This is a genomic window from Nocardia sienata NBRC 100364 (assembly GCF_001613205.1).
Lineage (GTDB): Bacteria > Actinomycetota > Actinomycetes > Mycobacteriales > Mycobacteriaceae > Nocardia > Nocardia sienata.
The window spans coordinates 1-23,650 of record NZ_BDBX01000030.1 but is presented as its reverse complement, the minus strand read 5'-3'; the positions used below and the strand labels follow the sequence as shown (position 1 = coordinate 23,650).

At 69.1% G+C, this 23,650-nt stretch carries 21 protein-coding genes and 1 pseudogene; 6 read left to right on the top strand and 16 right to left on the bottom strand.

The window, feature by feature from the left end; all coding sequences use genetic code 11:
- Nucleotides 1–257: 257 nt before the first annotated feature.
- Nucleotides 258–1,727 (bottom strand): ATP-binding protein, encoded by a 1,470-nt coding sequence (locus tag NS4_RS17315; RefSeq protein WP_084487429.1) that lies wholly within the window; start codon nucleotides 1,725–1,727, stop codon nucleotides 258–260.
- Between the two features lie 159 nt (nucleotides 1,728–1,886).
- Here NS4_RS17315 and NS4_RS17310 point away from each other — a divergent pair, with 159 nt between their 5' ends.
- A complete protein-coding gene (locus NS4_RS17310) occupies nucleotides 1,887–3,488 on the top strand; it encodes a PspC domain-containing protein (protein WP_084487427.1) in 1,602 nt (533 codons plus the stop codon).
- Nucleotides 3,481–3,723 (top strand): hypothetical protein, encoded by a 243-nt coding sequence (locus tag NS4_RS17305; protein WP_157106097.1) that lies wholly within the window; start codon nucleotides 3,481–3,483, stop codon nucleotides 3,721–3,723. The genes NS4_RS17310 and NS4_RS17305 overlap by 8 nt, the downstream gene beginning before the upstream one ends.
- Before the next feature lie 62 nt (nucleotides 3,724–3,785).
- Here the strand turns inward: NS4_RS17305 and guaA are convergent, their stop codons facing one another.
- The 3 genes from guaA to guaB all read right to left on the bottom strand — a co-directional run bounded on the left by guaA (nucleotide 3,786) and on the right by guaB (nucleotide 8,631).
- Nucleotides 3,786–5,363, bottom strand: coding sequence for a glutamine-hydrolyzing GMP synthase (guaA, locus tag NS4_RS17300; RefSeq protein ID WP_063060566.1), 1,578 nt, complete (start codon nucleotides 5,361–5,363; stop codon nucleotides 3,786–3,788).
- Between the two features lie 197 nt (nucleotides 5,364–5,560).
- A complete protein-coding gene (locus NS4_RS17295) occupies nucleotides 5,561–6,742 on the bottom strand; it encodes a GuaB3 family IMP dehydrogenase-related protein (protein ID WP_063060565.1) in 1,182 nt (393 codons plus the stop codon).
- A gap of 347 nt (nucleotides 6,743–7,089) precedes the next feature.
- Complete coding sequence (gene guaB / locus NS4_RS17290; protein WP_084487423.1) at nucleotides 7,090–8,631, bottom strand: IMP dehydrogenase; 1,542 nt, start codon at nucleotides 8,629–8,631, stop codon at nucleotides 7,090–7,092.
- A gap of 248 nt (nucleotides 8,632–8,879) precedes the next feature.
- Between guaB and NS4_RS17285 the strand changes: the two genes are divergently transcribed.
- Nucleotides 8,880–9,293, top strand: coding sequence for a DUF5319 domain-containing protein (locus NS4_RS17285; RefSeq protein ID WP_030522220.1), 414 nt, complete (start codon nucleotides 8,880–8,882; stop codon nucleotides 9,291–9,293).
- Between the two features lie 159 nt (nucleotides 9,294–9,452).
- Here the strand turns inward: NS4_RS17285 and NS4_RS17280 are convergent, their stop codons facing one another.
- The 3 genes from NS4_RS17280 to NS4_RS17270 form a co-directional block, all read right to left on the bottom strand.
- Nucleotides 9,453–10,556 carry an anti-sigma-D factor RsdA gene (locus NS4_RS17280; RefSeq protein WP_369690217.1) on the bottom strand — a complete coding sequence of 368 codons (1,104 nt, stop codon included), beginning with the start codon at nucleotides 10,554–10,556 and terminating at the stop codon, nucleotides 9,453–9,455.
- 103 nt (nucleotides 10,557–10,659) lie between these two features.
- Entirely contained in the window at nucleotides 10,660–11,238 is a 579-nt protein-coding gene (locus NS4_RS17275; RefSeq protein ID WP_063060564.1) for a sigma-70 family RNA polymerase sigma factor, read from the bottom strand.
- Between the two features lie 126 nt (nucleotides 11,239–11,364).
- Nucleotides 11,365–12,360 (bottom strand): hypothetical protein, encoded by a 996-nt coding sequence (locus NS4_RS17270; RefSeq protein ID WP_063060563.1) that lies wholly within the window; start codon nucleotides 12,358–12,360, stop codon nucleotides 11,365–11,367.
- Nucleotides 12,361–13,022: 662 nt separating this feature from the next.
- Between NS4_RS17270 and NS4_RS17265 the strand changes: the two genes are divergently transcribed.
- Both NS4_RS17265 and sigK read left to right on the top strand, forming a co-directional pair.
- Nucleotides 13,023–13,316: a WhiB family transcriptional regulator gene (locus NS4_RS17265; RefSeq protein WP_058854722.1), complete on the top strand. Its 294-nt coding sequence runs from the start codon at nucleotides 13,023–13,025 to the stop codon at nucleotides 13,314–13,316.
- Nucleotides 13,317–13,421: 105 nt separating this feature from the next.
- Entirely contained in the window at nucleotides 13,422–14,036 is a 615-nt protein-coding gene (gene sigK, locus NS4_RS17260; protein ID WP_084487419.1) for an ECF RNA polymerase sigma factor SigK, read from the top strand.
- 66 nt (nucleotides 14,037–14,102) lie between these two features.
- On the opposite strand, the gene groL is transcribed toward sigK, so the two are convergent.
- Both groL and groES read right to left on the bottom strand, forming a co-directional pair.
- Entirely contained in the window at nucleotides 14,103–15,710 is a 1,608-nt protein-coding gene (gene groL, locus NS4_RS17255) for a chaperonin GroEL (RefSeq protein WP_063060562.1), read from the bottom strand.
- 104 nt (nucleotides 15,711–15,814) lie between these two features.
- Nucleotides 15,815–16,117, bottom strand: a complete 303-nt coding sequence (groES, locus tag NS4_RS17250) for a co-chaperone GroES (protein WP_030522227.1) — start codon at nucleotides 16,115–16,117, stop codon at nucleotides 15,815–15,817.
- A 503-nt stretch (nucleotides 16,118–16,620) separates the two neighbouring features.
- Between groES and NS4_RS17245 the strand changes: the two genes are divergently transcribed.
- Nucleotides 16,621–18,177, top strand: coding sequence for a DUF7159 family protein (locus NS4_RS17245; RefSeq protein WP_063060561.1), 1,557 nt, complete (start codon nucleotides 16,621–16,623; stop codon nucleotides 18,175–18,177).
- A 162-nt stretch (nucleotides 18,178–18,339) separates the two neighbouring features.
- Here the strand turns inward: NS4_RS17245 and NS4_RS34000 are convergent.
- The 7 genes and pseudogenes from NS4_RS34000 to alr form a co-directional block, all read right to left on the bottom strand.
- Nucleotides 18,340–18,426, bottom strand: a pseudogene (locus tag NS4_RS34000) (DUF5947 family protein); the annotation flags it as partial.
- 51 nt (nucleotides 18,427–18,477) lie between these two features.
- The gene (tsaD, locus tag NS4_RS17240) at nucleotides 18,478–19,521 is read right to left on the bottom strand and encodes a tRNA (adenosine(37)-N6)-threonylcarbamoyltransferase complex transferase subunit TsaD (protein WP_063060560.1); all 1,044 of its coding nucleotides are present in this window, start codon (nucleotides 19,519–19,521) and stop codon (nucleotides 18,478–18,480) included.
- Nucleotides 19,518–20,045, bottom strand: coding sequence for a ribosomal protein S18-alanine N-acetyltransferase (gene rimI / locus NS4_RS17235; protein WP_063060559.1), 528 nt, complete (start codon nucleotides 20,043–20,045; stop codon nucleotides 19,518–19,520). The genes tsaD and rimI overlap by 4 nt, the downstream gene beginning before the upstream one ends.
- Before the next feature lie 2 nt (nucleotides 20,046–20,047).
- Entirely contained in the window at nucleotides 20,048–20,755 is a 708-nt protein-coding gene (tsaB, locus tag NS4_RS17230) for a tRNA (adenosine(37)-N6)-threonylcarbamoyltransferase complex dimerization subunit type 1 TsaB (RefSeq protein ID WP_063060558.1), read from the bottom strand.
- 85 nt (nucleotides 20,756–20,840) lie between these two features.
- Nucleotides 20,841–21,308, bottom strand: a complete 468-nt coding sequence (tsaE, locus tag NS4_RS17225; RefSeq protein WP_084487417.1) for a tRNA (adenosine(37)-N6)-threonylcarbamoyltransferase complex ATPase subunit type 1 TsaE — start codon at nucleotides 21,306–21,308, stop codon at nucleotides 20,841–20,843.
- Nucleotides 21,301–22,380 carry an alpha/beta fold hydrolase gene (locus NS4_RS17220; RefSeq protein WP_063060557.1) on the bottom strand — a complete coding sequence of 360 codons (1,080 nt, stop codon included), beginning with the start codon at nucleotides 22,378–22,380 and terminating at the stop codon, nucleotides 21,301–21,303. The genes tsaE and NS4_RS17220 overlap by 8 nt, the downstream gene beginning before the upstream one ends.
- Nucleotides 22,377–23,525, bottom strand: coding sequence for an alanine racemase (gene alr, locus NS4_RS17215; RefSeq protein WP_063060556.1), 1,149 nt, complete (start codon nucleotides 23,523–23,525; stop codon nucleotides 22,377–22,379). The genes NS4_RS17220 and alr overlap by 4 nt, the downstream gene beginning before the upstream one ends.
- Nucleotides 23,526–23,650: the final 125 nt, after the last annotated feature.

Here is a 23,650-nt window from a genome sequence, read left to right as displayed (position 1 = left end):
GAGGCCTGAACGGCGGGACGGGCCTCGACCCTTTCAGGGCCTCGTAGGACTCGGCGCCGGATGAGGCGGCCGGGTGGGACGGGGCAGCACTGCTGATCATCGTGCGATACATGGTTTCAGGTGGGTGGACAGGAAGGGATTCGGGGTTGTCGGACCGGCTCGTGGCGATGTCGGGTGCTGTGGGGTCCCCCGGGCACACGAAGTACGCATGTGGTCGGGCCTTGGAGCAGCGAGCGGGGCCGTCACCGCAGGGTCCATCAGCGGTGACCGTTCGGGCGCGCCGGATCGGCGGCGGCCCGGCGCGGTCGGGTGAGACCGGCGGTCACGACCTCGGTGGAGTCCACTCGGGAAAGATCCTGCGGGTCGGTGGAAGGGGCGGGTGCGTCGGCCCTGCGGAAGGCTGCCGCGGAGCCGGACCCCACGGTTTCGTCCCGGCCTTCACTCACTTGCTCTTCCGCTTCCGAAGATCCGGAATCGGTCCGCGGCATGATGATGCGCACCTCGGTGCCCCGGCCGGGCTCCGAGACGATCTCCACCGTCCCCCCGCGGCGCTCGACCCGGGCGCGGATCGAGCGGGCCACGCCGTGGCGGTCCTCGGGAATCGAATCGGGGTCGAAACCGGTACCGCGGTCGCGGACGAACACGCTGACCTGGTGCGGTTCGGCCTCGGCGAACAGGTCGATATCGGATACCCCGGCATGTTTGGCGGCGTTCACCAAGGCTTCCCGGGTGGCGCCCAGCACCGCGGTGAAATGCTCCTTGGGCAGGCCGGAGCCGCTTTCCGTACCGTCCATCGCCACATCGCCCACCGTCACGGGTGTGACCTTCACCCCGTGCTGGTCCTCCACTTCGCCGGCGATGGTGCGCAACGCGGCGGCCAGGCTGGATTCGGCCGGACCCGAATCGGCGAACAACCAGCGGCGCAGTTCCCGTTCCTGACTGCGCGCCAGCCGCAGTACCTCCTGTGGGTCACCGGCCTGCCGCTGGATCAGGGCAAGCGTTTGCAGTACCGAATCGTGCAGGTGCGAAGCGATCTCCTCGCGTTCCTCGTTACGGATCCGCGCGGCCCGCTCGGCATTCAGCGTATGCATCAGCCGCAGCCCGAGCGGCACTGTCAGCAGGCCCACTCCGATGAGGGTCGCGGCCACCGCCAGCAGCGCCGAGCCGAGCGAACCCCAGTCCAGCTGGGACAGCACCACCACCGCCAGCCCGGTGACCACCAGCGTCACCCCCGCGATGATGCGCGACCAGGTCACCACCGACGGTTTCGTCGGTATTCCGATCAGCGACCGCGGACCGTCGGCGTCGTATTCGCGCCACACCAGCGCCGCGCCCACCGCGATCACCACGATCGGCGCGATCACCCGGGCCACCGCGCCACTGAACACCCATGACACCGCCACCGACAGGCCAAGCCCGAGCAGTGCCAGCCCGATCGCCTGACGGCGCTCGGTACCCGACGGGCGACCCGAATCGGTGCCGTCGGGAGTGAAGATCCACAGCAGGCTGTAGGCGACTATCCCGGCCCCGGCCAGCGCGGACAGCAGGACGAAGACCATCCGTACCTTGAGCACGTCGACACCCAGATGGTCGGCCACGCCGCCGGCGACCCCGCCGACTATCCGGCCGCCGGAACGGCGCACCAGACGTGGGGTGTCGGTACCGGGAACCGCCCCGGACCCGGCAGCGGCCCCCCGCGTGTAGAAGGCAGGTCCGAACGGGCACATACCCTCGATACTGGCACGGCAACCGCACCGGCAGCCATGGGGAAACACCCTGATATCGGTCTCGGTCACACCCGTCCGCGGTGCTCAGAGAGTTTTCCGGTCCAACTTCAGGGTTCACCCCGATGTGCGCGCGGGCGTCCCGAGCGGACCATGGGGTCCATGACGAGAACGAGCTTCGGCGATCAGCTGCAGCAGATGTGGCAGACCCGGCCGGTTCGGCTGCCCCGGCGGGGCCCGATCGCCGGAGTCGCGGCGGGCTTCGGCCATCGCTACGGTATCGATCCTGTATTGGTCCGCGTGGCGTTCGTGGTGTCCACCATTTTCGGTGGCGCCGGAATCGTGCTCTACCTGACCGGCTGGCTGTTGTTCCCGGAACCCGGAAGCCGCGGTTCCATGGCGGAGTCGCTCACCCGTAAGGACCAGGAATCGACGAATCAGACCAAGACCATCGTGCTGATCGTGGCCCTGGCGATCGCGGTGAGCACGATGGGACCGGTGGGGATCGGGCTCGGTGGCTCCGGTGTCATCGCACTGGCGCTGATGCTCGCGGGCTGGTGGATGCTGCACATGCGTTCCCCCGAACCACCGCCGCTGCCGCCCGGCACCGTCGAACCCGAGTCGCTCGGCACCCACGGGACCACCGGATATCCCGGTGCCATGTTCCCGCAGGGCGGGGCCGATCTCTACGCGCCGCCGTCGGATGTGTACACGCCGTACACGAGGCTGCCGGACCGCTACATCCCCGAGCCCCCGGCCGACGTCCCGCAGCCCCCGGCGCACTCGGGCGGCACCGGATCCGCCGGCGATCCCACGCAAACGGCGCGCCCACTGCTCGCCGAGAGCGGTGACGCGGCACCCGGCCCCACGCGGGTCACAGGAATCGAGCGCAGCGGCGGGATCGGCGCTTCCGCGACCGCCGCGTCCAGCGCCCCCGCGCCGGACGAGAGCTCGCCCGGGGGGTCGGTGGCTCCCCGCGACCCGGCCGAGGTCGACCCGGCCGGGGGCCGACCTGCCGCCGATACTGCCGACTTCCGGGCCGCCCGCCCCACGGTCGATATGAGCAAACCCGGCACCGCGGAGTTCGCCCACCGCACCCCGCCCTCCTGGGACCCGCTGGGTGTCGCGCCGCTGGCCTGGGATCTGCCCGAACCCGCACCGGCCCGCACAATGGTCGCACCGGCCGTCGAGTCGCGGCCGCGTTCCCGCTTCACCCCGGTCGTCCTCGGTCTCGCGGTCCTGGCGGCGGCGGCCGCGGGTGCCACCGCCGTGGCGGGCAGCGAATGGATGACCCCGGGGCGGATCGGCGCGATCGCCCTGGCGGTGATCGGGCTGGGTCTGGTGTTCGGTTCGTTCCGGCGCCGCGGTCACGGCCTGCTCCTGGTCACCGCGCCCCTGGCGGCCTTCGTGCTGTTCGCCGCGGTGATCGGACCGGTGGACCTGCAGAGCCAGACCGTGGGAGACCGCACCTGGGCGCCGGCCTCGGCCACCGAGATACGGCCGGAGTACAAGGTCACCATGGGGTCGGGCACGCTCGACCTGCGCGGTATCGACCTCACCGCGGACAAGACCGTCGATGTCGATGTGCAGATGGGTCAGGCGATGGTCCTGCTACCCGAGAACATGAACGTGCGCACCGAATGCACCGTCCGGATGGGCGAGGCGACCTGCCCCGACGGGCTGACCGGGCCCGGCGGGGACGCGCCGGTGCTGAACTTGAACGTGCACGTGCGGATGGGCGATGCGGAGGTGCGCCGTGGCTGAACAGCAGACAGATAAGCGAACCGATCGGCGCACGGCCTGCGGGCACGCCCGGCGCGGCGGTTTCTCTCCCGGATTGTTCTTCGTGGGCCTGCTGGCGCTCGGCCTGAGCGCCTGGGCCCTGGCCGGCCCCACCCAGTGGGGGCTCACCACGATCGTCCCGATCGGCTGGATCGCCGTCGCGGCCGCGATCGTGGCCGGTCTGGTCCTGGTCGTATCGCCCCGGCGGCGCCGCTGAGCGTCGAACAAGCTCCTACGAACGGAACCGGCGGGACCTGAACAGGTCCCGCCGGTTCGTCGTCACTCCCACTCGATGGTGCCCGGGGGCTTGCTCGTCACATCCAGTACCACCCGGTTGACCTCCGCGACCTCGTTGGTGATCCGGGTGGAGATACGTTCCAGCACCTCGTAGGGCAACCGGGTCCAGTCCGCGGTCATCGCGTCCTCACTCGACACCGGTCGCAGCACGATGGGATGCCCATAGGTGCGGCCGTCGCCCTGCACCCCGACACTGCGCACATCCGCGAGCAGTACCACCGGGCACTGCCAGATCTGTCCGTCCAGACCGGCCGCGGTCAGTTCCTCGCGCGCGATGGCGTCGGCCTGCCGCAGGGTGCCCAACCGGTCCTCGGTGACCTCACCGATGATCCGGATCGCCAGACCCGGACCCGGGAACGGCTGGCGGGCCACGATCTCTTCCGGCAGCCCGAGCTCCCGGCCGACCGCCCGCACCTCGTCCTTGAACAGCAGCCGCAGCGGTTCGACCAGCTCGAACTCCAGGTCTTCGGGCAACCCGCCCACATTGTGATGCGATTTGATGTTCGCCGTGCCGCTGCCCCCGCCGGACTCCACCACATCCGGGTACAGCGTCCCCTGGACCAGGAACTCCACCGTCGGGGCCGCATCGCCGGCCGTCTGCTCACCCACGACCTCGCCCACCGCGTCCTCGAAGGACCGGATGAACTCGCGGCCGATGATCTTGCGCTTCTCCTCCGGGTCGGTGACGCCCTTCAGCTCGCCCAGGAACTTGTCCACGGCGTCCACGGTGACCAGCCGGGCCCCGGTGGCCGCCACGAAATCCCGCTGCACCTGCTCGCGTTCACCCGCGCGCAGCAGCCCGTGATCGACGAACACGCAGGTCAGCCTGTCGCCGATGGCGCGCTGTACCAGTGCGCCCGCCACCGCGCTGTCCACCCCGCCGGAAAGCCCGCAGATCGCGTGCCCGTCGCCGATCTGCTCGCGGACCTGCTCGATCATGACCTCGGCGATATTGGCCGGAGTCCACGTCGGTGCGATCCCGGCCATCTCGTGCAGGAAGCGGCTCAGCACCTGCTGGCCATGCGGTGAGTGCAGTACCTCTGGGTGGTACTGCACACCCGCCAGCCGGCGTGCCCGGTGCTCGAACGCCGCGACCGGGGCACCCACGGTCGTACCGGTGACCTCGAATCCCTCCGGCGCGTCGGTGACCGCGTCGCCGTGGCTCATCCACACCGGCTGCACCCCCGGCAGGCCTTCGTGCAGCAGGCCGCCGTCGATATCGAGTTCGGTGCGCCCGTACTCACGGGTTCCGGTATTGGTCACGGTGCCACCCAGCGCCTGCGCCATCGCCTGGAATCCGTAACAGATCCCGAAGACCGGCACGTCGATATCGAACAGCCGCGGATCGAGTGAGGGTGCCCCTTCGGCGTACACACTGGCCGGGCCGCCGGACAGGATCACCGCGAGCGGCTGCTTGTCCGCGATCTCGGCGACCGTGGCGGTATGCGGCACCACTTCGGAGTACACCTTCGCCTCCCGGACCCGGCGGGCGATCAACTGCGCGTATTGCGCACCGAAGTCGACAACGAGTACGGGTCTCTGGGAATGCGTCACCCGCATGATTCTAGTGCCGGCTCCCCGGGCCCTCGAGGTCGGTCACCGCAGGGCCCGCCCCTCGTCGACCTGCCGTTTCACGGAGGCGGCGCGGTGGGGTCACGAGAGCAGGTGAGAAGTGACCGCCGGGCGGCCGATCGACACCCGGGCGAGGCCGGGGGTCCGGGTCGGCCGGGACGGCCATCTGCCGACCGTTCGCACACTCAGGCGCGGACGCTCAACCCGACCTTCTGGAATTCCTTGAGGTCGGAGTAGCCGGCCTTGGCCATGGACCGGCGCAGACCGCCGACCAGGTTGAGGGAACCGAACGGATCATCGGACGGTCCGGTGAGGACCTGTTCGAGACTGGGACGCACCGCGGCGGGGCGGGCCGTCGGCCCGCTGAGCAGTTCGTCGGCGAGATCCCACGGTTCGTCCAGCGACAGCAGCGAGCCGCGCGGCACCGACGGGTGGGCGGCCGCGGACGGCCAGTACCAGCCGCGGCCCGGGGCCTCGGTGGCCAGCGCCAGCGGCGCGCCGAGCATGGCGGCGTCGGCACCGCAGGCGATGGCCTTGGCCAGATCGCCGGAGGTGTGGATATCACCGTCGGCGATGACGTGCACGTAGCGGCCACCGGTCTCGTCGAGATAGTCCCGGCGGGCCGCGGCGGCGTCGGCGATGGCGGTGGCCATCGGCACCCCGATCCCCAGGACCTCGCCCGTGGTGGTCGCGCCCTCCTGCGACCCGTAGCCGACGATCACGCCCGCCGCACCGGTCCGCATGAGGTGCAGCGCGGTGCGGTGATCGCTCACCCCGCCGGCCACCACCGGCACATCGAGTTCGGCGATGAACGTCTTCAGGTTCAGTGGTTCGCCGTCACCGACGTGTTCGGCGGAGATGATGGTGCCCTGTACCACCAGCAGGTCGATTCCGGCCTGCAGCAGCCCCGGGGTCAGGCTCTGGGCGTTCTGCGGGCTGACCCGCACCGCCACGGTGACCCCGCCGGCCCGTACCTGCGCCACCGCGGCGGCGAGGAGGTCGGGCTGCATGGGGGCGGCGTGCAGTTCCTGGAGGAAGGCCACGGCCCGCTGATAGCTGCCCTTGTCCGCGAGCTCCAGCAGCTGCTCGATCTTGGCGGCCACATCCGCGTGCCGCGCCCACAGACCTTCGCCGTTGATGACGCCCAGCCCGCCGCGCCGGCCCATCTCGATCGCGAATTCCGGGGAGACCAGGGCGTCGGTGGGGTGGGTGAGGAACGGGATATCGAATCGGTACGCGTCGAGCTGCCAGGCCAGTGAGACCTGGCTCGCCGAACGGGTCCGGCGCGACGGAACGATATCGACATCGTCCAGCTCATAGGTCCGGCGAGCCGTCCTACCCATTCCGATCTCGACCATATCGCGCACGAAAACAACTCCTGTGTCGGTGGCGCGCTGCCGCGCGTGGGTTCTCGTCCCCCTCGCCCCACGTTCCCTGCCCGCGAGACGACGCCTGCCGCGCCTATCGTTTCGAGAGCGAAAACGCGGAACGGGCAGCGACCCGGTGTGGGCCTCGGGAAACGAGGCGCCGATGTCATGGTTTCACCTGGTGAACCGCGTGATTACACGTAAACCTTACACAGTGTCTTCCGGCGTGTTTCCGGCGCGCGGTCCAGCGTCGCGTGGGCCTGTGCAAATGGCCCGGATCCCGGGCTCTCCCGGCTCCCGCGACATCGGGGCCGCCACCGTATCCGGTGCGCGGCCCCGGCCCGTCCTCACCTACCGGTGTAGTTGGGCGCCTCGACGGTCATCGTGATGTCGTGCGGGTGGCTCTCCTTCAGCCCCGCGGCGGTGATCTGGACGAACTGCGCTTCCTGCAGGTCGGGGATCGACTGGGCACCGGTGTAGCCCATCGCGGCCCGCAGGCCGCCGACCAGCTGGTGGATCACCTGGTTGACCGGGCCGCGGAAGGGCACCCGGCCTTCGATGCCCTCCGGCACCAGTTTGTCCTCGGCCAGTACGTCGTCCTGGAAGTAGCGGTCCTTGGAGAAGGATTTCGCCTGCCCGCGCCCCTGCATGGCGCCGAGCGAGCCCATGCCGCGGTAGCTCTTGAACTGTTTACCGCCGACGAGAATCAGTTCGCCCGGGGATTCGGCGGTACCGGCCAGCAGCGAGCCGAGCATCACGGTGGAGGCGCCCGCGGCGATGGCCTTGGCGATATCGCCGGAGAACTGGATACCCCCGTCGGCGATGACCGGGACTCCGGCCGGTTTACAGGCGGAGACGGCTTCGAGGATGGCGGTGATCTGCGGGGCGCCGACACCGGCGACCACCCGGGTGGTGCAGATGGAGCCCGGTCCGACGCCGACCTTCACCGCGTCGGCACCCGCTTCGACCAGTGCCGCGGCACCGGCCCGGGTGGCGATATTGCCGCCGATGACCTGAATGCGGTCACCGACCTCGGCCTTCACCTTGCTCACCATGCTGAGCACCTGACGCTGGTGTCCGTGCGCGGTATCGACCACGAGGACATCGGCGCCGGCGTCGGCCAGGGTCATGGCACGCGACCAGGCATCGTCACCGACACCGACCGCGGCACCCACCAGCAGCCGGCCGTCGCGGTCCTTGGTGGCGTTGGGGAACTGATCGGTCTTGACGAAGTCCTTCACGGTGATGAGCCCGCGCAGCCGGCCCTCGCCGTCCACGATCGGCAGCTTCTCCACCTTGTGCCGGCGCAGCAGGCCGAGCGCGGCCTCGGCGGTGACACCCTCCTGGGCGGTGATGAGCGGCACCTTGGTCATCACATCGGCGACGCGCCGGTTCTGGTCGACCTCGAAGCGCATATCCCGGTTGGTGATGATGCCCACCAGCGCGCCGGTCTCGTCGACCACCGGCAGCCCGGAGATCCGGAACCGGGCGCACATGGCGTCGACCTCGGCGAGGGTATCGGTGGGGCGGCAGGTCACCGGATCGGTGACCATCCCCGCCTCGGACCGTTTGACGGTTTCCACCTGGCTCGCCTGGTCGGCGACCGAGAGATTGCGGTGCAGGACACCCATCCCGCCGGCCCGGGCCATGGCGATGGCCATCCGGGCTTCGGTGACGGTGTCCATGGCGGAACTGACCAGCGGGGTCCGCAGGCGGATCTCCCGCGTCAGCTGACTGGTTGTCTCGACCGAGCTGGGGATCAGATCCGAAGCGGCGGGGAGCAGCAGTACATCGTCGAAGGTGAGGCCGAGCATGGCGATCTTGTTCGGATCGTCACCACCCGTATGAGGGCGGACTACGGTGCGCTCGCCCGGTACGGGATTACTCATTCGGATCGACCCCTCCTGGACGTCGGCAGAGCTACCGGGGTGCGGCGACCCGATAGCGAACTGTTACTGGGATTGGACTACGCGGCACCGGTTCGGTTCTGACCGGTAGTGGCCGGGTGATCGGTACTCGTCGGCGCCGTGTCACCATGGTATCGGTCCGGTCGGCCCGTGGATCAACTGAGGGCATCGGTGAAACTGGCGGCGCGGACGGCTGGCGCAGACCACCCTGTTCTGCGTACCGTGGGGATGTGCGTGACCATCTACCACCTGGCTTGCCGCCGGATCCGTTCGCCGGAGACCCCGCCGACCCGTCCGCCGCGCTCGATGCCATCGAGCCGGGGGAACCGCTGGATCCTCACGAGCGCCTTGCGGTCGAGGAGGATCTCGCCGATCTCGCAGTCTACGAGGCGCTACTCGCGCACCGCGGTATCCGCGGGTTGGTGGTGAGCTGCGAAGATTGTCGGCAGGATCACTATCACGACTGGGATATGCTGCGCGCGAATCTCTTACAGCTCCTCGTCGACGGCACGGTCCGCCCGCACGAGCCCGCCTATGACCCGACTCCGGAAGCCTACGTCACCTGGGATTACTGTCGCGGATACGCGGATGCCTCGATGAACGAGGCGTTCCACGGCGACGGGTTCGACGCCTTCGACAGCTGATTCCGGAGCAGCCGGCGCGCCCGGCCGGATCGGTCGCATCAGGCGGCCGATCGACTTTTCATGGCTACGTCCGGTTCCCCGGCACTCACACCGACTGTGGCCGAACACACCGATGGCCATCCACCTTTTCGCGGTGGATGGCCATCGGTGTGTCGGCGTTCAGTTGATGGCGCCTCCCGGCAGCGGCAACGGCAACGTGGTCGGAGCCTGCTGGGGCACCGACGGAGCCGGTACGAGGGTCTGCGGCACCTGCGGCACCTGCGGTGCGGAGGGCTCGGCCGGGCCGGGGGTACTGACCGTGGACGGCGGCGCCTGAGTGGGCGGCTCCACCGAGTCCGCACCCGGCCCGTTCGGAGTGGTAGTACCCGGAACGCCCGGGCCGGTGGTGCCGCCCGGGACGATATCCGGGGCCTGCGTGTCCGGCGCCGGGGTATCGGGAGTGTTGGTGCCGGGGGCCTGCGTGTCCGGCCGATCGGTGCCGGGTCCCGGCCCTCCGGGCGCCTGCACATCCGGAGCGGTCGGCTTGTCGCCGCCACCGGGACCACTCGGCCGATCGAGCGGCCGTTCACTGCCCGGCCCCGGAGTGGTGGTCACCGTGCTACCGGGCCGTTCGGTCGTCCCACCGGGACGCGACGGCGGCACCGGTGCGCCCGGATCGGGTGAAGGAGCGATCTGCTCCAGCTGTGCCGCGACATCCGGCGGTATGACCTTGCGGACCTCCTCGAACAACTGATTCCAGCGTTCGACGAGTTCGTTGCGCTTGGTCGGGTCCTCGACCTGAGTCGTATTGGCCGAAGCCTGCTCGAGCCGTTCCCGCGCCTCATCCGGCTTGCCCTGTTCGAGCAGGGTCTGCGCCGCGGCCAGATCATCGCCGGCGTACTGCACGACGGTGCTCTGGGCCTGCTCGCTGAACACCACCTCTTTGACACGCCACAGCGCATCGCCGGGTTCGGCCTGATACGAGAACGCGGAGAGCCCACCGAACACCAGCGCCATCGCGGCGGCGGTCGTCGCGATCGGGCGGAGCAGCCGCAGGCGGCCTCCCGATTGCGCGCTTATCCGCGCCTGCCGGGCACCGATCTCCTGGTTGACCGCCGCGACCACGGTATCGAGGTCGGGTGCGTCGGGTAGCGGCGGTGCCACGATCTCGGCCCGCCAATCCGCCAGCAATGTCGCCAGCTGGAGTTCCTCGGTGCTCTCGGTGGGGACGGGTCCGCCGCGGGCGATAGCGTCGATCAGTTCGTCATCACGACGAACCGCCACGATATCCACCGGTTCGGATCCGGCACCGGAGCCCTCGGCATAGGGATCGGTGTTCCGCGATGCACGCCGCGCCCATCTGTCGCCCCGACCGCGCCCGCCATCCCTAGCCATACATTTCACCTGCCCTCGCCACTTGTGCCTTCAATTTTGCGAGCGCCCTGTGCTGGGCAACTCGTATCGCGCCCGCCGTACTGCCCACGGCGGCCGCGGTTTCTTCTGCTGACAAACCCATGACCAGGCGAAGAACCAAGATCTCTCGATGTTTCTCCGGAAGAGTGGCCAGCAGGGCGTTCATCTGCCGGCTGGTTTCCGATTCGAGAGCTCGTTGCTCCGGGCCGTGGTCGGTGGATATGACATCTGGTACTTCGGCCATCGCCTCCGCCTTGTTACGGGAGGCGTTGCGATGGGCGTCGGCAACCTTGTGCGATGCGATTCCGTATACGAAGGCCATGAACGGCCTACCCTGGTCCTGATACCTGGGTAGCGCGGTCATGACCGCTAGACAGACCTCCTGCGCGACATCGTCCGCGGAGAGTTGTCCACGCTCCGCGACACCGATCCGCGCGCGGCAATAGCGCATCACCAGCGGGCGGACCATTTCCAGTACCTGAGCTAAAGCAGACCTGTCGCCCTGCGCAGCGGCGGCGACGGCGCGGTCCAACTCTTCGCCCGTGTGCGTCATCGTCAGCGGAATTCCTGGCGTTACAAAGTGGCACGGTCTGTGATGACCGGTGCTTCCGCCGGTCCAGCGGAACGGATCCACAATAGGACACCGGCGGCGGTACGGGTCGAGACGGTGGAACTCGGGTTACCCAGTCGCATCGCGAAATCGCCCGCCACGCCGGGAGATGAGTGTTCGACACGCGGCCGCGTCGGCAATCGCTGTGTCGCGATCGCCCGATCCGGCGGCCAGGCCACCGCGCAGCATGGCGCACGCCCACCGCAGGGGAACCGAGCCGGAGACACGGCATTCCTCGTCGATTCGGCCCGCCAGCGCGAGGGCGCGGGCCGTCTGTCCCGTGGCGCTCGCGGCCGCGGCGACCAGCAATCGCGATTTGATCCGATGCCGGACGGAGGGGCCCTGTTCGGCCAGCGTGAGCGCGGCCTCCGCCGCGGCCAGCGCCGGTGCGCCGCGACCGTCGGCCAGCGCGGTTTCCGCGCGGACCCAGTGCAGCCGCACCCGCGCCCGCGACCGCTGCGGCGTACCGGCATCGAACGCGCCGTATTCGGGCGCTGGGCGATCCAGCAGGGCGGCGCAGCGATCCAGCAGCCGGGTGGACAGGGCGGTCCGGCCGATGCCCAGGGCGTCGGCCGCCAGACCTGTCAGCGCGTCGGCCACGGCGTCGACCGCATCGGGCCGGCGGCCGTAATCGCCCAGCCCGGCCGCCGCAGCTCTCGCCGGACGCGGGGACGGGGAATCCGGGCCGGATCCACGGCCCGCGGCCGGAGCCGTCGGCTGCGGCGCGACCGGAAGGGCGGCCACCGCCGGGAGAACGAGCGCCGCGGCCCGGCCGTCGTACTCGGCGGCCCGCTGGTGCCAGCCGAGCTGACGTAACAACGACCCCTGTGTCGAGGCGGTGAGTGAGAGCAACACCGGATCGGTGGTCGCCGCCGACAGGCGGCGTAGCGCGGTGCGGGCGGCAGCATAGTGACCCGCACCACCCAGAGCGACCGCTCGCCACCACATCTCGAGGGGGTCCGCCGGTTCCGGCAACTCGGCAGCGGTGCGGCCCGTGCGCGCGCCGAACGCGGCGTCGGCGGCCGAGGGGGAATCGGATTCGAGGCGGGTGCCGGGGGCGATCACCGACGCACTGTACCGGCCACCGGATCGCGGGCCGGGTGGAACGGGCGGGTCGCCGCGGAAGATCGGCGATCCAGCTATCTTTCAGCGTTAATCCGAACGGATGGTGTTTCCATCAGGTTAATCTCCGTCCATCAATCCATGAGCGACCGCGCATCGAATTCGAGGACGTTTCACTTAATTAACCCGGAGGCCCCTCACCGGCCATCTGTGATCGTATCGAGATCGGGGCACCTCAACCCACCGAGACGGCCTGCGGGGCGGAATTCGGTCCGGACCTATCGAGAGCCTCCGAAACGATCGCGCCCACCTGCGAATACGTCGACCAGCACGGACACGTCGGGATCGCCGGCTACAGGCCAACCTCACAGTATCGCCGGGCGATTAGCGAAAGTAAACAGCCATCGAGGTTAAATTCAGCGCGCAAAGAACCCGATAATTCGGGGCGTCAAACTGTTGACGGAATTTCCTCGGTACCCCTAACGTAACTCATCGCCACGGACGGCGCCGGACGAAAACGCAGGCGGACGCCGACGGCAGCGGTGCACATCGGCCGACGCATGTGGCCCCGCGCGTTCACCCGAACGCCCGGGCACCGCCGGAGAAGCTGTACTCATCACTCGCTCGACAATGCCGACGAGCTCGCGTCTACGAGGAGTTCCCCCATGCCCATGCCCACCCACCTTCCCGGACCGAACGCCGATATCTGGGACTGGCAGATGCGCGGCTCCTGCCGGGGTGTGGACTCGGCGGTGTTCTTCCACCCCGACGGTGAGCGCGGCAGAGCGCGGGCGGCACGCGAGCTGCGGGCAAAGGAGATATGCAGGTCGTGCCCCGTGCTGATGCAGTGCCGTTCGCACGCGCTGAAGGTCAGTGAGCCCTACGGCATCTGGGGCGGGATGTCGGAAACCGAACGGGAGATGCACGCCCGGCGCAACCGGCGCCGAATGGCGGTCTGATGGATCACCGGTAGCGCCTGCGCGTCACTCCCGGCGGCGCGACACCGCGTGTTGCGCGGGGCCACATACGCTCTCGGTTATAGCTTGCGGTTATTGTTATGACCGATGACACAGGAGAGTATCGAGCTCTCAGCGCTCTTGCAGCGCTGCGGCCACTCGGATGCCGAGGCTTTCGCCGAACTCTACGACCGGACCCGCACCCGGGTCTTCGGTCTGGTGTTGCGTGTCCTACAGGATTCCGGGTTCGCCGAGGAGACCACCCAAGAGGTCTACCTGCAGACGTGGCGCACGGCGGCGAGTTTCGATCCGGCACGCGGCTCGGCGGTGACCTGGCTGATGACACTGGCACATCGCCGCGCGGTCGACCGGGTGCGCGCCGAGCAGGCCCACACCCAGCGCGAGATCGCCTACGGCGCCCGGGTACTCGGGCACGAGTACGACGAGGTCATCGAGGAGGTCGAGCGCAAACTCGACCATCAGGCCGTGGTCGTCGGACTACGCACCCTGACCGAGACACAGCGCGAGGCGATTTCACTCGCCTATTACGACGGCCGCACCTACGCCGAGGTCGCCCGCCATCTGGATATCGGGCTACCGACCGTCAAATCCCGGATCCGCGACGGCCTGATGAGGCTGAAGAAAAGTATGGGTGTCCCGGCGTCGCTCGGCGACCGGCGACCGATACGAGAACGGGCCGTTCACATTCCACAGCGGATGTGAACGGCCCGTTCCGGTTCGGCGGCCGGTTCTCACGGGTAGGGCGAGAAGCGGCGAACCAGACCGCGATCAGTGGGCGTGGCCGTGCCCGTGGTCGTCTTCCTCGTCGGCGGGCTTGTCCACCACGGCGCTTTCGGTGGTCAGCACCATGCGCGCCACCGACGCCGCGTTGATCACGGCCGAGCGGGTCACCTTCACCGGGTCCACGACACCGTCGGTGAGCAGATCACCGTAGGTGAGGGTGGCGGCGTTGAAACCTTCCTTGCCCTCGCCGACCTTGCTGACGACGACGGCCCCGTCGACACCGGCATTGGTGGCGATCCAGTACAGCGGGGCCCGCAGCGCGCCGCGCAGCACCTCGGCACCGATCGCCTCGTCGCCCGACAGCCCGGCGATCAGCCCGTCGAGCTTGGCGCCCGCCTGGACCAGCGCGGTACCGCCACCCGGGACGATGCCCTCCTCGACGGCGGCCTTGGCCGCGCTGACCGCGTCCTCGACCCGGTACTTGCGCTCCTTGAGCGCGGTCTCGGTGGCCGCGCCGACCTGGATCACCGCGACACCGCCGGCCAGTTTGGCCAGCCGCTCTTCCAGCTTCTCCCGATCCCAATCGGAGTCGGTGGCCTCGATCTCGCGGCGCAGCTGGGCGCTGCGGGCGGCGATATCGTCGCCGCTGCCCGCGCCGTCGATGATTGTGGTGGTGTCCTTGGTGACCACCACGCGCCGCGCCGAACCCAACACGTCCAGACCGGCGTCACGCAGGTTGATACCCAGGTCCGGGTTGACGACCGTGCCCGCGGTGACCACGGCCAGATCGTCGAGGAACGCCTTGCGGCGGTCACCGAAGAACGGCGCCTTGACCGCTACGGCCTTGAGGGTCTTGCGGATCGAGTTGACGACCAGGGTGGACAGCGCCTCGCCCTCGACGTCCTCGGCGATGATCAGGACCGGCTTACCGGATTCGGCGATCTTCTCCAGCAGCGGCAGCAGGTCGGGCAGGGAGCTGATCTTCTCGCGGTGCAGCAGCACCAGCGCGTCCTCCAGCACGGCTTCCTGGCTGTCGCCGTCGGTGATGAAGTACGGCGAGAGATAGCCCTTGTCGAACTGCACGCCCTCGGTGACCACGAGTTCGGTCTGCATGGTCGAGGATTCCTCGACGGTGACCACGCCGTCCTTGCCGACGGTGGTCAGCGCCTTGCCGACCATCTCGCCGATGACCTCGTCCCGCGAGGAGACGGTGGCGACCTGGGCGATGGCCTGTTCGCCGCTGACCGGGGTGGCCGCGGCCAGCAGGGCCTCCGATACCGCGTCGGCGGCCTTGGCCAGGCCCGAGCCGATGGCGATCGGGTTGGCGCCCGCCGCGATGTTCTTCAGTCCGCCGCGCACCAGGGCCTGGGCCAGCACGGTCGCGGTGGTGGTGCCGTCACCGGCGACATCGTTGGTCTTGGTGGCGACGCTCTTGACCAGCTGGGCGCCGAGGTTCTCGAACGGGTCCTCGAGATCGATATCACGCGCGATGGTGACACCGTCGTTGGTGACGGTGGGGCCGCCGAACGATTTGGCCAGCACCACATGCCGGCCCCGCGGGCCGAGAGTGACCTTGACCGCGTCGGCGAGCTTGTCGACACCGCGCTCCAGCGCCCGGCGAGCCTGCTCGTCGAACTGGATCTGCTTTGCCATATGTCTTCGCTCCTGTATCTGGTGCGCTTCGAGTTGTGTGGCACAACGCACTCCGCCCCGGGTCACCGTGCGACACCGGGGCGGAACGCATGCGCGGCAGTCGATTACTTGCCGACGACAGCCAGCACGTCGCGCGCGGACAGGATCAGGTATTCCTCACCCTGGTACTTGATCTCGGTACCGCCGTACTTGCTGTAGATGACGGTGTCGCCCTCCTGGACATCCAGCGGGATGCGCTTCTCACCTTCGTCGTCCCACCGGCCGGGGCCGACGGCGACAACGGTGCCCTCCTGCGGCTTCTCCTTGGCCGTATCGGGAATGACCAGGCCGGAGGCGGTCGTCGTCTCGGCCTCGTTGGCCTGGACGAGGATCTTGTCCTCGAGCGGCTTGATGTTCACGCTCGCCACGTTGAGCCCTCCACTTTCAGGGGATAACGGTCGTCCGGAACTGTTGTCCCGGACCATCGATTCGGTCACGATGCTGACCCTGCGCACAGCCCCGTCGTCGCGGGTGCCGGGACCGCCTGCTCAGTGGTCAAGCCTGGCACCGGGCAACAATCGGTGCCGACTAGCACTCTATACATGAGAGTGCCAGCGCTCAAGGGTGGGCGCTGCCAACACGGCGTGGATCGGGATCGATTCGGTCTCGCTGTCACCAAGACGCCATCGGTCACCTCGCTGGTCGCCGGGTTAGGAGCACGAAAGCCGGGTAGACCGAAGGGAAGAGGACTTCCCAATAATTCTCCGACTCTGTAACGTTCGGATAACAGATCGTGACACCATGTGTGATGGTTGTTCGCGAAACCACCGTTCACCGCAGACGACGGCGGTTTCGCGAACACCTTTCGGCATGCCCGGACCTCACCATCCGGCACGGCCACCGCGTCCACTCGAAGGGAGGTGAAGAGAGTATGCGCACATCGCTCGGCATCTCCGCCGGGAACGAAGTGGTGTGCTCCGCCCTGGTCACCACCGCGGCCAACGGCGCCCGCACCTTCGACTACCGGGTGGTCTCCGCGGACGCACATTCCGATCTGGGGGATCTGGTCGCCTCCTCCATCGAGCTGATGACCACTCAGCTGCCCGCCAGCCATTCCCACGAGGCGGTTTTCGGCACCCAGCTGCCCGCGACACAGACTTCCGGGCTCGACGTGATGGCCGACCGCCCACCCACCGGTGTCGCGGTCGCCTACCGGAGCAAAGAGCAGGCGCACGCGATCCGGCTCGCCACCGGCAAACAGCGCGAGCCGCAACTGGTTCCGGAGACCACCGCCGCACTCACCTTCCTACGCGATACGGGCCTGCTGGACCGCTACGGCACGGTGGCCGTGGTCGATCTGGGCGCCTCCGGCTGCACCGTTTCGGTGGCCGACCCGGCCGACGGCGCCGTGTTGCACACCGCGCGGTCCACCGCGGTCAGTGGCCGCGCGATCGACGATCTCCTGTACCGCCACCTCGTCGATCAGCACTATGCCCGGCGGGGTACCCGGCCCAATCGCAGTGTGCTGGTGAACCGTGCCCGGACCGCCAAGGAACATCTGTCGGTGACCCAGGCCGTCACCATCGACCACATCGCGGGCAAACCGCTCAAACTCACCCGCGCCGACTTCGAATCGCTCACCGCGGGCGTGTGGCGCGAGATGGCGCGGTTCGCGTCGATGACCTTCGGGCTGGCCGATCGCGCCCCGGAAGCCGTCGTGGTCATCGGCGGCGGCGCGAACATCCCCGCGGTATTGGAAACCCTGCGCGGCGAACTGAAACTTCCGGTCGTGACGGTGCCGGACCCGGACGCGGTGATCGCCAAAGGCGCTGCGCTGCTCGCGGATACCGCCCGCTCCACCGCGCCGATCGGCGCCCTGGCCACGGACAAGTCCGGCAATACCCTGCTCAAGGCATTCGGCACGGTGGCCGGCGCCATCGTGGTGGTGGGGTTGATCGTCGGGTACGGGGTGAACACCATGGCCCCGAGTAGCGACGAAGAGGTCTCCCCGGCCGGTACCACGAGCAGTGCCCAGCTGCCGACCACCGACACCATCGCGCCGACGACCGCCACTGTGGTGCCCGGTACCACCGAGGAGATTCCCCGGCCCGTCGAGGAGCCCGCCGACGCCGGTGCGCCGAGTACGACGCTCGCCGACCCTCCGGTCACCGGCGAACCCGGCACCGGCGAGTACCCATCGGCGAACGAGGTCCCCTCCACCTCCGGCGAACCGTCCACGAGCACCACGCCGAGCACCGAGCCGTCCCCGCCCACCCTGCGACCGGATCCGAACCTGCCACATATCCCGTTCCCCGAGGGAATGAACCCGGGCACGCCGGTCCCTCCACCCTCGCCGGGTGGGTTGCCGACGGATCAGCCGTCCACCTCGGACGTACCGCCCCCTTCCGAATCGCGGCAAACCCAGACAACCCTGGAGGTTCCGCCTCCTCAACCCCCTGGATTGCCCAATTCGGGTTCGGCGGGATAGCCGTCCACCCCTGTGGTCCCCGGTACAGCGGCGTGCCCGTCAAGGAAGCCGACGACTGCTCGGTGCCACCGGCGCGCTCGCCGGTGGCACTGTGGTGGGCGGCGGCTACGAACGCACCGAAAGCATCCGGTCACTCTGCCTCGTCGTAGCAGCGTCTTCGGCACGGCCTGCGGCAGGCTTCCAACGCCGGTCCAGCGGCAGCTCCGATTCGGTCGCGCCCGCGGGACCCGGATAGACGGCCACGGTCCGGTCTTCCGCGGACCCGTCTTCGCCGGCCGCCCAGGGCAGATCGGTGGCCGGTCAGCCCACCTGACTGACCGATACCGGCAGCCCGGGATCGGAGGCCACCGACAGCGCTGACGGCGCCGCGCCGCCGCCGATCACATGCGCGCCCAGCGCCGCGATCATCACACCGTTATCGGTGCACAGCCGGGGTTTCGGGATGCGCAGTGTCAAACCCGCCGCGGCGCACCGTTCCTCGGCCAGCGAGCGGATCCGCGTATTGGCGGTCGCGCCCCCGCCCAGTACCAGGGTGTCCACGCCCACATCCTGGGCCGCGCGCACCGCTTTCATGGTGAGCACATCGGCGACCGCCTCCTGGAACGAGGCCGCGATATCGGGAATCGGCAACTGCTCCGGTTCGACACCGTGGCGGGCCTGCGCTTCCACATAGCGGGCGACGGCGGTTTTCAACCCGGAGAACGAGAAGTCGTAGCGCGGGTCCCGCGGTCCGGTCATACCCCGCGGGAAGGCGATCGCCGCCGGGTCACCGGTGACCGCGGCCGCGTCCAGCGCGGGACCGCCCGGATAGCCGAGACCCAGTAGCCGGGCGACCTTGTCGAACGCCTCGCCGGCGGCATCGTCGACCGTGCTGCCCAATTCGATCAGCGGCTTCGACAGATCCTCGACATGAAGCAGATGGGTATGACCTCCGGAGACCAGCAGCGCCACACAGGGCGGCATCGGGCCGTGCTCGAGGGTGTCCACCGCCACATGTCCGCCGAGATGGTTCAGCGCGTAGAACGGGATATCCCAGGCCGCCGCATAGGCTTTGGCGGCCGCGACACCGACCAGCAACGCTCCCGCCAGACCGGGTCCGATCGTCACCGCCAGGGCATCGGGCGCGGCGATCCCCGCCGCGGCGAGCGCACGCCGCATGGCGGGCACGATCGCCTCGAGGTGGGCCCGCGAGGCGATCTCGGGCACCACACCACCGAACCGGGCGTGCTCGGCCACACTCGAGGCGACCTCGTCGGCCAGGAGTTCACAGCTGCCGTCGGGACGGCGGCGCACGATGCCCACCCCTGTCTCGTCACAGGAGCTCTCGATGCCCATGACGATCACGACAGCACCCCGTCCGGTGTCCGGGCACCGAAGATCACCGGAACGTCCTCCAGAGCCGGACGGCGCATCGTGTACGCGTCCGCACCGCTGGGGTGGTAATAGTTCTTGCGCAGACCGATGATGTGGAAACCGTGCTTGGCATACATGGAGATCGCGGCGGTGTTGTCGGTGCGCACCTCGAGGAACACCGGCCCGCCGCGGCGCCCGGCCTCGCTGAGCAGCGCCTCCAGCAGCAGCGTGCCGATACCGGCACGGTGGCAGGTCGGGTCCACCCCGATGGTGTGCACTTCGGCCTCCGGATGCTCGGCGTCACCGAGGAGCGCGATTCCCGCGTAGCCCACCATGTTCCCGGCGTCGTCGCGGGCGGTGATGTAGCGGTTGTATCCCGCGGCCAGCTCGGAGCGGAATGCCACGGCCTGCCACGGATCGTCTTCCGGGAACAGCAGCTGTTCCAGTTCCACGCAGCCGGCGATATCGGTCGGCTCCATGGGTTCGATACGAATTCCCGTGGTACGAACTCCCATTGTCACGCTCCCATCCGGTCGAGAGTGCGGTAGCTGCGTTCGACCGCGTCGGGGCGGCGCAAATACAGCGGGACCAGTGGTTCGGGGGGCACACCCGACCACAGCGCACCCGCCGCCACCTGCACGAGCGCGGCGGGCGAGGGTGTCTGCACGGCCAGCGCGGGAAGTGCGAACAGCGCGGTGTGCGCGGCCGATCCGGCGATCTTGGTCGCGTCGGCCACCGGCAGTTCGCCGGGTTTGCACACCTCGGGCCCGGCGACCCGGGTACGGCCGCGGTCGCGATAGCGCGCGGCGTAGACCTCGCGACGGCGCGCGTCGGTGACCACGAGCAATTCGTCGTCGGGTCCGAGGTCGGGTGCGCAAGCGGCTGCGATCGCGTCCAGACTGCACACACCGTGCACCGGGATACCCAGCGCGTCACCGAACGCGGCGGCGGTGGCCATCCCGACCCGCAGCCCGGTGAACGGCCCGGGGCCGATCCCGGTGACGACCGCTCCGATATCGGCGCGCGACACCCCGGCCTCGGCCAGGCATTCCAGGATCTGTGGAGTGAGCGCCTCGGCGTGCGCGCGGGCGTCGACGAGTACCCGGGCGGCCAGAGTGCGCGGTGCGGCGGCGTCCGAGGTGTTCGCACCGGCGGCCGCCTGCTCCAGTTCGACGAGACCCGCCGTGACGGCAGGCGTCGCGGTGTCGACAGCAAGTGCAAGCATGGTCTGCTCAACGATACCGGGTGACCCGCTTCACACGGCGGCGGCGCACGGCGCCCCAGCAGCGAGGTTGCCGATTTCGTGCGGTCTAGTGCGCCGCCCCGGTGTGCACCCACTCCCAAGATGCCGTGCGGACTTCGGATTCCGGTTCCCGCGACATCCGCACCAGTAGATGCCGGCCGGTCAACCGCTCCGCCATCCCGCTGCCCCACTCGACCACCACGACCGCGTCGTCGAGTTCGGTGTCCAGATCGAGCGCGTCGAGTTCGTCGAGGCTGCCGCCGAGGCGATAGGCGTCGACGTGGACCAGCGGCACCGGCGGGCCGTCGGCGCGTTCGCCCGCCGGGTGCCGGCGCGCGATGACGAAGGTCGGCGAACTCACCCGCCCACCGACCCCGAGCCCGGATGCGATACCGCGGGTCAGGGCGGTTTTACCGGCACCAAGCGGTCCGTCGAGCACCACCAGATCGCCGGCCCGCAGCCCGGCGGCCAGTTCCCGCCCGAGCGCTTCGGTATCGGTGACCTCCGGCAGCAGGCGTTCGCCGCGGTCAGCCACCGGTGGCCTCCCATCGATCGTCCTCGCCGAGCACTCCGGCCCGCACCAGCAACCGGTCCAGCGCGGCGTTGGTCTCCTCCGGGTACTGCAGCTGCGGCATATGCGCCGCCTCGGGGAGCCGGACGAGTTCGCAATCTGCCAATTCGCGTGCCAGCACACGGGAATTGCGGAAGGGAATGACCAGGTCCCGGGTGCCGCCGAGGACCAGCGTCGGGGTCTCGCGCAGCACCGGCAGGGCGGCCGCCTCGTCGTGCAGTTCGATGGCCTTCAGGAACTTCACCACGGTTTCCACCGGGGTGCGGTCGATCATCATGGTGGTGAACCGCGACAGCGTCGGACTGACCGGCCCGTGGAACGAGCTCACATGCAGGATCGGCGTGATCACATGGCGGGCGGTGACCCGTCCGGCCTGGACCAGCGCCGGAGCGGTGTGCACGGCCAGCCGGAATCCGTCGATGGCGGGGTTGCGTAACAACTGCCCGATACCGGAGGAGGCGACCTCGGCGGCCGCGGTGGACAGCAGCGCGACACCGCGCACCCGCTGTGCGAAGAGACCGCCGGCATGAGCGGCCGCGGCCAGTACCGCCATCCCGCCCAGCGAATGCCCGACCAGGATCAACGGCCCGCGCGGTGCGCGCGCGTCGATCACCGTGAGCAGGTCGCGGCCGAGCTGGGACACCGTACAGCTGTCGGTTTGCGGCGTTCCCGAGCGGCCGTGGCCGCGCAGATCGAACAGCACCAGCCGTAATCGCGAACCCCAGCGCTGCGCCAGGTGGCGACGCTGGAAATGGAACGACTCCATGCTGTTGCAGAAGCCGTGCACGAAAACGATTGTGGCGTCCGCGTCGCCGGAACCCCACTCCCGCGTGGCCAGGCACACACCGTCGTCGGCGAGCACTTCACCGGCCCGGTCGAGATCGATCAGGGCGAAGTTCTCGTCCCGGTATTCATCGCGGACGGGAGGCCACAGTACTTTCGCACCGGCCCGGCGCAGCGCGTGCACACCGGCCATGGCGCCGACCACTCCGGCGGTGGCCAGCCCACCGCGCAACAGGGTCGTTCGTCGTTTCATCGCCTACCCCCTCGATACCGCCGATGTACCCGGCCACGGGGCGCGCACACCACTTCGTAGTGGATGGTGCCGAGTAGGTCGGCCCAGTCCTGGGCCCGCGGTTCGCCGCGGGAACCCGGTCCGAACAAGATCGCGGTATCACCTTCGACCACGCCCTCGGCATTGTCGCCCAGGTCCACCACCAGCTGATCCATGCACACCCGGCCGCGATTGGGACGGTTGCGTCCACCTACCCACACCTGCATCCGCCCACCCAGGGGACGGAACACACCGTCGGCGTATCCGGCGGGGATCAGTGCGACGGTGGTGTCGGCCGGGGCGATCCATTCGTGCCCGTAGGACACCCCTTCGCCCTTGGGGACGTGTTTGACCAGCGCCACTTCGGCCTGGAAGGTCATCGCGGGCCGCAGCCCGAATTCGCCGATATCGGGGACCGGGGTGAGCCCGTACACGGCGATACCGGGGCGGACCATATCGAAGGCCAGATCGGGCCGGGTCACCGTCGCCGCGGAATTGGCCAGGTGCACGAGTTCGGGCTCCAGACCGTATTCCTTGGCCGCCGCGATGGCATCGAGGAAGCGGTCGCGCTGGTGGTCGATGGTCGGGTGATAGGGCTCGTCGGCGTGCGCGAGATGGGAGAAGATCGCCCGGAAGCGCACCACCCGCTCGTCGACCAGCTTCCGCAGGGCCGCGAGGACCACGGGATAGACCCCCTGCTCGATTCCGTTGCGATTGAGCCCGGTGTCGACCTTGAGACTCACCACAGCCTGTTCGCCCAGGTCGCGGGCGGCCGCAGCGACGGCGTCCAACTGCTCCGCCGAGGAGATACCGATTTCGATATCGGCGGCGACGGCCGCGGCGTAATCCGCGTCACAGACATTGAGCCAGCACAGGATCGGCGCCTCGATCCCGGCTTCGCGCAGCCCGACCGCCTCGGCCACCGTGGTGACCCCCAGTTCGGCCGCGCCCGCGGCCAGCGCCGTCCGGGCCACCTCGACGGCACCGTGGTTGTAGCCATCCGCCTTGACGACCACCATCACCGCCGCGTCGCCTGCGTGCGCACGCAGTACTCCGACGTTGTGTGCGATGGCGTCCAGGTCGACGACTGCTTCCACTTGACCGTTCACACCTGCCGATACTGCCATCCCGGCGCGCGGACGCGACGGCGGCCACCCAGCGGGGACCGGGCGCGCGCACCTCAGGCAGACAACGCGCGCAGCGTCGCGATCGCGGCGGGGATATGACGCAGCAGCGGCGTCGCCGAGACGGG

Coding starts and splice junctions, on each gene's coding strand:
- guaB (WP_084487423.1), bottom strand. CDS start 8,631: ATGAGTAATCCCGTACCGGGCGAGCGCACCGTAGTCCGCCCTCATACG.
- NS4_RS17315 (WP_084487429.1), bottom strand. CDS start 1,727: ATGTGCCCGTTCGGACCTGCCTTCTACACGCGGGGGGCCGCTGCCGGG.
- sigK (WP_084487419.1), top strand. CDS start 13,422: ATGACACAGGAGAGTATCGAGCTCTCAGCGCTCTTGCAGCGCTGCGGC.
- groL (WP_063060562.1), bottom strand. CDS start 15,710: ATGGCAAAGCAGATCCAGTTCGACGAGCAGGCTCGCCGGGCGCTGGAG.
- NS4_RS17275 (WP_063060564.1), bottom strand. CDS start 11,238: ATGACGCACACGGGCGAAGAGTTGGACCGCGCCGTCGCCGCCGCTGCG.
- tsaB (WP_063060558.1), bottom strand. CDS start 20,755: ATGCTTGCACTTGCTGTCGACACCGCGACGCCTGCCGTCACGGCGGGT.
- NS4_RS17245 (WP_063060561.1), top strand. CDS start 16,621: ATGCGCACATCGCTCGGCATCTCCGCCGGGAACGAAGTGGTGTGCTCC.
- alr (WP_063060556.1), bottom strand. CDS start 23,525: ATGGCAGTATCGGCAGGTGTGAACGGTCAAGTGGAAGCAGTCGTCGAC.
- NS4_RS17310 (WP_084487427.1), top strand. CDS start 1,887: ATGACGAGAACGAGCTTCGGCGATCAGCTGCAGCAGATGTGGCAGACC.
- NS4_RS17220 (WP_063060557.1), bottom strand. CDS start 22,380: ATGAAACGACGAACGACCCTGTTGCGCGGTGGGCTGGCCACCGCCGGA.
- NS4_RS17265 (WP_058854722.1), top strand. CDS start 13,023: ATGCCCATGCCCACCCACCTTCCCGGACCGAACGCCGATATCTGGGAC.
- guaA (WP_063060566.1), bottom strand. CDS start 5,363: ATGCGGGTGACGCATTCCCAGAGACCCGTACTCGTTGTCGACTTCGGT.
- rimI (WP_063060559.1), bottom strand. CDS start 20,045: ATGGGAGTTCGTACCACGGGAATTCGTATCGAACCCATGGAGCCGACC.